The organism is Butyrivibrio sp., from assembly GCF_017635265.1.
Classification (GTDB): domain Bacteria; phylum Bacillota; class Clostridia; order Lachnospirales; family Lachnospiraceae; genus Butyrivibrio.
In genome coordinates this window covers 1-8147 of record NZ_JAGBLU010000012.1, presented here as the reverse complement: position 1 = coordinate 8147, position 8147 = coordinate 1, and the positions used below count along the sequence as shown (strand labels likewise).

Sequence of the window (8147 nt, the reverse complement as noted above, 5' to 3'; positions counted from 1 at the left end):
GAATGCCTGCATACAGTTCAGGATGCAATTGATTACATAAATGAAGTAGGATTTCTGCCACTTTTTAAGAATGATATTCCGGGATTTTCACTTGAGGAGCGTACTGCAGTTGAGTATTGGTGGTGTGGAAATCCTAAAGTGGACCCATGGGAGTGGCGGGAGCTTATTGCCAGGAGTGGAGAGGTTGCTTATGGCAAGTTCTTTGAGAAAAAGGCTGGATTCATATCCAAAGAGTGGCTTCCATATTTTGTGAATTATCGCAGGGATGGATATGATTTTGATGCGCTCTGGGATGATGAGAAGGCTTCAAGGCGCCAGAAGAAGATAATGGATTGTTTTGAGATAGAGGATGAGCTTTATTCTAATGACCTCAAGCAGAAGGCTGGTTTTGCTAAAGGCGGAGAAAAGGGCTTTGATGGGACTATTACTGACCTTCAGATGAAGACATATCTTTGCGTCAAGGATTTCAGACAGCGTAAGAACAAAAAGGGCGAGCTTTATGGCTGGCCGATAGCTGTTTATGCAAAGCCTGAGGCTTTGTGGGGATATGAGTATGTGACTTCAAGGTACAGTGAGACTCCAGAAGTGTCAGGGAAGGCAATTACCCAGCACATTGTGGAGTTGTACCCAGTAGCAAACGCAGATCAGATAAAAAGACATATCGGCGGAGCTTTTGGTACAGAAGTAAAGACGAAAAAGAAAAAAAACTGACTATCCACAGAATATTTTTAAGGCTCTTGGATTAGAAAAGGAACCAACAGATGACCAGATTATGGGCCTTGAGTATGCGATCCCCATGATAAAGGAAATAGAGCAGAAAGTTATAAGATATAGATTCCAAGAGGGTCTGACCTATAAAGAAATTGGTGAAAAGCTTGGTGTTTCTGACGGAAGAGCAGGACAGGTGTGTAACCTTGCAATACGTAGGCTAAAAAGAGATCTTAGTTTCCAGTGGATCAAAGATGGATATGAGGCAACTGTGAAGAATCATAAGAAAGCAGTGGCTGGACTTTCTGTAGCATTTGAAACTTTGGGAAAATATGAGCAGTCGAAGCGGGTGTATGACGAACTTGGCAGTATTAAAGGCCTTGGTTCTGAGAATATCAAATGTCTTTTGAATATGGGAATTGATAACGTGGGGCTGCTTGTTCTTCTTGCCCGTCAAAAGAGATGGGAGTGGCAAGTATTTGGAATTGGTGACTATGCAGCTACGCATATAGAGAAGCTTCTATATGATGAGGGCCTGGATGTGAATATTCAGGATAGAAGTCATTTTGTTTGAGAGGGTTGAGTAGTATGGACGTAAATGAAAAAGACTGGAAGCTTTTCAGAAAGTACCTTCCTGATTGGCAGGAGAACTACATGGAAACCAAGAAATGTAAAGAAGTACTTACTTGCAGCATTGTTCAATGCTCCAAGTACAATGGGTGCCTTTTATCAGGCTGAAGTAAATCATGATATGGCTTATGGAGCGTGCGAGGCATGATATAATTTAAAGAGTGAAATTGAACAAAGGAGCATATGCTGATATGGATCTCTTTGAATACATGCTTGCTGCAGGAGAGGATGTTAAGTACATAGCCAGGAGAATGCTGGTTGCAGCATCTGAAGAAGTTGGAAATGCGGATCCCATGGCCATATGTGTTGCAGCATCCGCAGCTGTAGCAGTGGAGCGTGTTGGGATGCCTGAAGGAAGAAAAATACTTGCCCAGGCAGTATCTCCCAGACGCGATAAAGGATATGACATTTTATGAGCCTAACGATATCGGCCATGAAAAAGATATAAAGGAATATTTCAGAAATATTGGAAAAGATCCACAGAGGTATAAATATAAGGATCCTTCACAAGAAGGTAATCCTGATAGACCGTGGGAATGAAGAATTTATTATGATGAAGTGCTGCCTTACCAATAAACCTGAAATTACCACTTTTACGGTGGGAAAAGACATATTTTTAATGTTTTGTTAATAGAAATTTAATTGATTGAATATAACATGGGCACTATCTGATTTTTTACGAGGAGGATTGCTAAGATGACATATGAAGAAATTGTAAAAGAAGCACAGAAACTTGTTGCAAAGGCGGATGCATCAGCCATTTCGGATCATCTTGCGGTTCAGTATAACGTAACCGGAGAGGGCGAAGGCGCTTTCTACATGGAAGTTAAGGATGGAAAGGTTGAAGTTCAGCCTTATGATTACAAGGACAGAGATATCCTGGTGACAGCTGATGGCCAGACTATTCTGGATATGATGTCAGGCAAGCTTGATGTTGTTGCTGCTTATCTTACCCATAAGATTTCTGCTGAAGGAGATCTTGGTAAGGCTGATATACTCAAAAAACTTATAAGTGGAGCCAAAAAAGCTGAGAAGGCTACTGCAAAAGCAGAGAAAAAGGCAAAGAAGACTTCTAAGAAAACTTCAAAATAAAGAAAATGAATGGCAGCAATAAAACAGCAGAAGTTTTTGATCAGATTAAATGAAGATGATTCGGTGGAATTTGTTGATAAGGGTGGCATTTTCAGCCAGGTCGATCTTGGAATAGTGAAGTGTCATTTTGAGATTGGTTCTGAAAGAAATGTTGATCAGCTATAGGTAAATACATACACAGAGTAAGCACTATTGTGTTTATAATGGTAGATACAGTTGAACATGCAGCACAGCAGATAGGCTGTACCGAACCGGAGATCGCAAAGACATCCCTATATGGCTGGATGTTTCAATGAAGAGATTTTGATGCTTCTTGACCTTGGATATGCGGCAGATGGAACAGGACCTCTTGATAATCATAACAGCAGGAAGGATCTTACAGAAACAGTAAGTTATATTTAAGAAAAGCAGAGAATCAGCAAAGAATTCAAGGATGGATTTGGAGCTGATTCTTTTTTGTTGGTGGTATAAACATTATGCTTTAAATTGCCGATAAATAAGATAAGGATAAGTGTTCTCATATAGCGGAGGTCGATGTTATGCGTATACTCACTGATGTTTCAAAAGCAGAACTTGATTATCTGACAAGTCAGCCTACAGCAAAGGCAATGATTGAAAAAGTAAAAACCGAAGGAAAATATATCGCTGAAGGCGATGCTCAGGGGGCTGCAGCTTTTGTGGCCAGCAGGAAGCAACAACGCCAGGAAAATGCTTTGTCTATCTCAGAGGAAGGTATGGCTGCCCTAAAAAGAGATAAAGAAGCTCAGGCTGAAAAGACAACTACAGATACTAGCGCTGTGGACAAGGAAATAGAAAGACTGAAGGAAAAGAAAACAGAACTTGAGCAGAAACTTCGTACTGCAGATGAATCTAAGCGACAGCAGATAGAGGCTGAACTTAATCAGGTTAATGCAGAATTGTTGCTAAAAACAACTGAGTCATACAGGCGTGAACATTCAGCAGTTTATTGATCGTAAAAGAATCAGACATGCTCTGCTAAGAGCAGTGTTTCCGCTTGCCAGAATAGAAGAGTATCAGGATGCAGGAGCGTGTGCTGTTAGAAAAGACATTTGTTTGTGCATGACTATAAATATGTCTTGGATATTCTTTGTCTTGTTTGCTTAATGAATATGCCCACGGAATTGCCTTGTAGTGGTAACAAATACCGCTGCAGGGCTTTTTTAATATGCAGAAAAAGGATATAGTAGAGGATAGTGTTTAAATAACTGTTAAAAAGGAGACATCATGTTAGACAACAAAGGATTTGATTTATGGGCAGATGGGTACGATGCTGCTGTAGGACTGTCAGAGGAAGAAAATAGCTATCCCTTTGCAGGATATAAGGAAGTTTTAGGCGGTATTTTTAAAGAAGTTATGACTAAGGAAAATGCCAAGGTTTTAGATATTGGATTCGGTACAGGAACACTTACAACAAAACTATATGAAAATGGTTGTGAAGTGTATGGTCAGGATTTCTCGCAGAGAATGATTGAGCTGGCAAAAGAAAAAATGCCAGATGCAAATTTATATCAGGGTGATTTCTCAAAAGGGCTGGTTCCTGAACTAAGTAATTGTAAGTTTGATTACATCATTGGTACATATTCTCTGCATCATCTAACAGATGAGCAGAAGGCTTCCTTTTTTACTGTGTTACTGTCTCAATTAAATGAAGATGGAAAATTGCTTATCGGTGATGTTGCCTTCAAGACCAGAGTTGAACTTGAAAACTGTAAGTCAGAAGCGGGAGATGAGTGGGATGAGGACGAAATATATTTTGTAATAGATGAAATTAAAAAGTCATTTCCACAAGCTCAGTTTGAGCAAAAATCTTATTGTTCGGGAATCATTACCATAAAAAATAGTGAAGCGAGGCAGATTTAAATATGATTCGCAAAGCAGAAAAGAAAGACCTGTCTAGGATTGCAGAAATCCTTGTTTTTGTAAAAAGAATAAAGTATCGACCAATCTTCCAAAATGATGATTATTCTTTTGGGGATTTACAGGTTATCAAGATAGCAGAAGAGTACAGCAGCCCTGAAAAGTTAGATAATATCTGGGTCTATGATGATGGAATAGTTAAAGGAATGATTCATATTGAAGGAACTGAGATTGTCGAACTGTATGTAGATTATTTCTTTTGGAATCAGAGTGTTGGATCGGAACTTATAGAATTTGCAAAAGAGAAGTTCAACGTAAATACACTTTGGGCATTGGAAAAGAACTTGGAAGCGATTAAGTTCTATGAAAAGCATGGATTTCATGATAGCGGAGATAGACAGTTTGAGGAAGGAACAACGGAGTATTTGATAAGAATGGAGCGATAGTGCTTGATTATTGTGTATGGATTTTTTAGGAATAGTAGTATGATTCTATAGAAAATATAAATTATCATTTAGCATGTTAATGACCGAGGATACGCTATAGGGTTCTGCGAAAGATGAAATTTAAGCATTGGTAAGCGGAAAATGCAGTAAATATGTATTTTTCGCTTATTTTTGTGTAGAAAGGACTTTTCAGATTTTATAACCCCCCATGGGGCTTGTGGCTGTTTTTTGGTGTTGTTATCATAATAGAAGTTTTGAAAAAAGAAACCAGGGGGTTAAGAAAAATGAAACAACAAAACTTAGTAAGAAATATGGTAACAACTGCGATGTGTATTGCGTTGTGTGTGGTACTGCCGATGGCATTTCACATGATTCCGAATGCCGGATCAGTGATCAGCCCTATGCATATTCCGGTACTTATCTGCGGATTGGTATGCGGATGGCAGTATGGTCTTGTTTGCGGACTTGTCGGACCGCTTCTTTCATCGATTATTACGGGAATGCCACCAATGGCTATTTTGCCTGCAATGATGGTTGAACTTGCTGTTTATGGTATCTGTACAGGCATTATGATAAAACTTGTAAATACAGGAAAGATATATGCGGATCTTTATATAAGCCTGATTGTTGCCATGCTTGCAGGTAGGGTTATCGGTGGTTTGTCCCGCGCTCTCATTTTTGCAAGAGGTGAGTATTCAATAAAGGTATGGGCTACAAGCTACTTTGTAACAAGCCTTCCGGGAATTATCATTCAGCTTATATTCATTCCTACAATAGTATTTGCTTTGTATAAAGCAGGATTAGCAACAAATAGTACAGTAAAAAAGGCTGCATAACATATGGATATTGTCAGTAAAGAACAGGTAATTGAATTTTTTGACGGACTGGCCGAAAAATGGGATGACTTTGCAAGCAATGATGAATCTGTTACGCGTGATATCATCGGGAATCTGGGGCAGCTTGAAGGGAAAAAGGTGCTGGATATTGCTTGTGGAACGGGCTTCATGATTCCGTATTATCTGGAAGCAGGCGCAAAAAAAGTGACCGGAGTAGACATTTCAGTTCAAATGCTGGAAAAGGCCAGGCAAAAGTTCAGAAATCATTCCGAGGTAGATTTTATTATCGGAGATGCGGAGCAGCTTGAGTTTGACGAAAAATATGACGTATGCGTTATATATAATGCATTTCCTCATTTTCCGTCGCCGGAAACACTTATGCATAATCTGTCAACGGCTCTGGTAGATAATGGGAGTATCTGCATAGCTCATGGAGCCAGCAGAGAGGTTATAGATGGCTGCCACGCAGATGGAGCCTGCCACGTGTCACGGGGACTTCCTTCAGATCAGGAATTTCTCGAGCTGCTTGAGAAAGAATTTGTCATTAAGACATTCATCTCAGATGAAAGAATGATAGAACTGATTGGGATAAAAAAGTGACCTTCAAAAACTTTAAATACCTTATGTTAATATTACATTACACGGCTATGGAGAATCTGTAGCCGTTTTTTTATTTGAGGAATTACTGATGGATTTGTGAGGGAAAATCCGGCATTTCTGTTTTTGACAAGCGTAAAGGTTGAATTGGGCTTATAATAAAAAATGTATTATGGGATATTGTGATTTTGTAAAGAGGAGGGAGAACAATGTTCTATTTTCTTGTTGCACCATATCTTGTTTATAACGGAATACTTATAGCTGCAGCTGTTATACCTGCGATATTTCTGATGGTAAAGGTATACAGGTCAGACAAGCTTGAGAGGGAGAGCCCATATATGATATGGACTCTGATAAAAGCAGGTATATTGTCATCGCTGCTGGCACTCGTTGAGGAGCGAGTATTGTCTGTTATATTGGGGCTTGCAGTTCCTTATGAATCGCCACTATATAACATAATCCTTTACTTTGGCATTGTTGCATTTGCTGAGGAAAGCTCGAAATATTTGTGCATGAAAAGACAGACATGGAGCAGCTGGGAGTTTAATTGCCAGTACGATGGAGTTGTATATGCAGTTTTTGTTTCCCTTGGATTTGCATTGTGGGAGAACATCAGCTATGTTATGATGTATGGCTTTGGAACTGCCATAGTAAGGGCTGTCACAGCAATTCCGGGGCATGCCTGTTTTGGCGTTTTCATGGGAATCTTTTATGGGATTGCCAAGAAGCTTGATTACAGAGGCGAGAATATTGGTTCCAAGATCTGTAGGATACTTGCTGTAGTTGTACCGGCTCTTTTGCATGGGGCTTATGATTATATTGCAACTATGGAATCGCAGGATGGAAATGGTTATTTCATCGGGTTTGTGGCTGTGATGTTCCTGCTTTCCTATGTTCTTGTAGGAAGAACTGCCAAGGCTGACAGACCAATATATTAAAACAGTAGGAGATAGTAATGCTTGATAATATCGAAGTTTTCACACAGAGCAGCATAAGGATAAAGAGCAGTCAAGGAACGATTTACCTGGATCCATTCCAGATAAAAACGGAGCCCCATGATGCAGATTATATTCTGATCACTCATGATCATTATGACCATTTTTCCGTGGATGATATCAGGAAGATTGCCAAGATATCAACTATATTGGTTGTTCCGGCAAGAATGGAAGATGATGCCAAGGAACTTGCTAACGATGTTGCTTCTATCGTCACTGTGAAACCTGGTGTCTATAAGGAAATAAGCGGACTTGAGATAGAGACAATACCTGCCTATAACACTGTAAAGCCATTCCATCCAAGACGTGCTGAATGGGTAGGGTATATTCTTAGAGCTGACGGCAAGCGCATCTATGTTGCAGGCGATACAGGACTTACTAAGGAAGCCAGGCAGGTGAAGTGTGATATAGCTCTTTTGCCAGTCGGAGGCACATATACTATGGACACCAGGAGGGCTGCAGAGCTTGCTAATACCATAAGACCTGAGTATGTCATCCCTACCCATTACGGTAGTATCGTCGGGAAGCAGAGTGATGGCCAGACTTTTGCATCACTTGTAAAAAGCCCGGTGAAGGTTGTTGAGAAGATAAAGTTTGACTAGAAAATAGATGCTTACCTAAGATTGCCCTTGGTGCATGGCATGGGGCAAGGCAAGATATATTGGCATTTCAAACTGCTTTGCATGGCAGATTGCAAAGGTTAATGCTCTGGCAGAAAAAATCGTACAAACCGCAGGAAGAGAGCAGCTTGGCAAGTTTGCCCCTATGTTTTCGCACTTGAACGATGATTGTGTCAAAATAGGACTAAACCGGAAAAGCCTTAGAGAATCAAGGTTTTCGAGGCGCAGTCCTATTTCTTTGACCGGAAAAGGAGCGACTTCGTTTGCCAGAAGGGTTTCATAAGGCAGCGCTGTCATATAAAATCGTGATTCAAGGTACTGCTGACCGTTCAGATCTCTGTCAGG

15 protein-coding genes and 2 pseudogenes are annotated in these 8147 nt (G+C 40.1%); 16 read left to right on the top strand and 1 reads right to left on the bottom strand.

What is annotated here, in order from left to right; genetic code table 11:
- The 16 genes and pseudogenes from J6O61_RS01855 to J6O61_RS01785 all read left to right on the top strand — a co-directional run.
- Positions 1–711, top strand: a 711-nt coding sequence (locus J6O61_RS01855; RefSeq protein ID WP_292208866.1) for an AlkZ-related protein, incomplete at its 5' end; no start/stop codon positions are given.
- A gap of 61 nt (positions 712–772) precedes the next feature.
- A complete protein-coding gene (locus J6O61_RS01850; protein WP_292208863.1) occupies positions 773–1282 on the top strand; it encodes a sigma factor-like helix-turn-helix DNA-binding protein in 510 nt (169 codons plus the stop codon).
- 78 nt (positions 1283–1360) lie between these two features.
- Positions 1361–1486 (top strand): annotated as a pseudogene (locus tag J6O61_RS01845) (DUF6017 domain-containing protein); the annotation flags it as partial.
- Between the two features lie 61 nt (positions 1487–1547).
- A pseudogene (locus tag J6O61_RS19680) lies at positions 1548–1721 on the top strand (replication-associated recombination protein A); the annotation flags it as partial.
- Between the two features lie 19 nt (positions 1722–1740).
- Positions 1741–1878 carry a hypothetical protein gene (locus J6O61_RS19675; RefSeq protein ID WP_330613704.1) on the top strand — a complete coding sequence of 46 codons (138 nt, stop codon included), beginning with the start codon at positions 1741–1743 and terminating at the stop codon, positions 1876–1878.
- A gap of 156 nt (positions 1879–2034) precedes the next feature.
- Positions 2035–2430, top strand: a complete 396-nt coding sequence (locus J6O61_RS01835) for an SCP2 sterol-binding domain-containing protein (RefSeq protein WP_292208861.1) — start codon at positions 2035–2037, stop codon at positions 2428–2430.
- A 9-nt stretch (positions 2431–2439) separates the two neighbouring features.
- On the top strand, positions 2440–2595 hold the full coding sequence (locus J6O61_RS01830; RefSeq protein WP_292208858.1) for a nitroreductase family protein: 156 nt from the start codon (positions 2440–2442) through the stop codon (positions 2593–2595).
- Between the two features lie 111 nt (positions 2596–2706).
- Complete coding sequence (locus J6O61_RS01825; protein WP_330613703.1) at positions 2707–2832, top strand: hypothetical protein; 126 nt, start codon at positions 2707–2709, stop codon at positions 2830–2832.
- A gap of 137 nt (positions 2833–2969) precedes the next feature.
- Complete coding sequence (locus tag J6O61_RS01820; RefSeq protein ID WP_292208855.1) at positions 2970–3401, top strand: hypothetical protein; 432 nt, start codon at positions 2970–2972, stop codon at positions 3399–3401.
- A complete protein-coding gene (locus tag J6O61_RS01815) occupies positions 3379–3555 on the top strand; it encodes a hypothetical protein (protein ID WP_292208852.1) in 177 nt (58 codons plus the stop codon). The genes J6O61_RS01820 and J6O61_RS01815 overlap by 23 nt, the downstream gene beginning before the upstream one ends.
- Positions 3556–3675: 120 nt before the next feature.
- Positions 3676–4311: a class I SAM-dependent methyltransferase gene (locus tag J6O61_RS01810; protein WP_292208850.1), complete on the top strand. Its 636-nt coding sequence runs from the start codon at positions 3676–3678 to the stop codon at positions 4309–4311.
- Between the two features lie 2 nt (positions 4312–4313).
- Positions 4314–4754 carry a GNAT family N-acetyltransferase gene (locus J6O61_RS01805; protein WP_292208847.1) on the top strand — a complete coding sequence of 147 codons (441 nt, stop codon included), beginning with the start codon at positions 4314–4316 and terminating at the stop codon, positions 4752–4754.
- A gap of 284 nt (positions 4755–5038) precedes the next feature.
- On the top strand, positions 5039–5590 hold the full coding sequence (locus J6O61_RS01800) for an ECF transporter S component (RefSeq protein ID WP_292208845.1): 552 nt from the start codon (positions 5039–5041) through the stop codon (positions 5588–5590).
- A 3-nt stretch (positions 5591–5593) separates the two neighbouring features.
- A complete protein-coding gene (locus J6O61_RS01795; RefSeq protein WP_292208844.1) occupies positions 5594–6190 on the top strand; it encodes a class I SAM-dependent methyltransferase in 597 nt (198 codons plus the stop codon).
- Between the two features lie 206 nt (positions 6191–6396).
- On the top strand, positions 6397–7125 hold the full coding sequence (locus tag J6O61_RS01790) for a PrsW family intramembrane metalloprotease (protein WP_292208843.1): 729 nt from the start codon (positions 6397–6399) through the stop codon (positions 7123–7125).
- A 17-nt stretch (positions 7126–7142) separates the two neighbouring features.
- The gene (locus J6O61_RS01785; protein ID WP_292208840.1) at positions 7143–7784 is read left to right on the top strand and encodes an MBL fold metallo-hydrolase; all 642 of its coding nucleotides are present in this window, start codon (positions 7143–7145) and stop codon (positions 7782–7784) included.
- Between the two features lie 15 nt (positions 7785–7799).
- Here J6O61_RS01785 and J6O61_RS01780 read toward each other — a convergent pair.
- Positions 7800–8147, bottom strand: a 348-nt coding sequence (locus tag J6O61_RS01780; RefSeq protein WP_292208869.1) for a hypothetical protein, incomplete at its 5' end; no start/stop codon positions are given.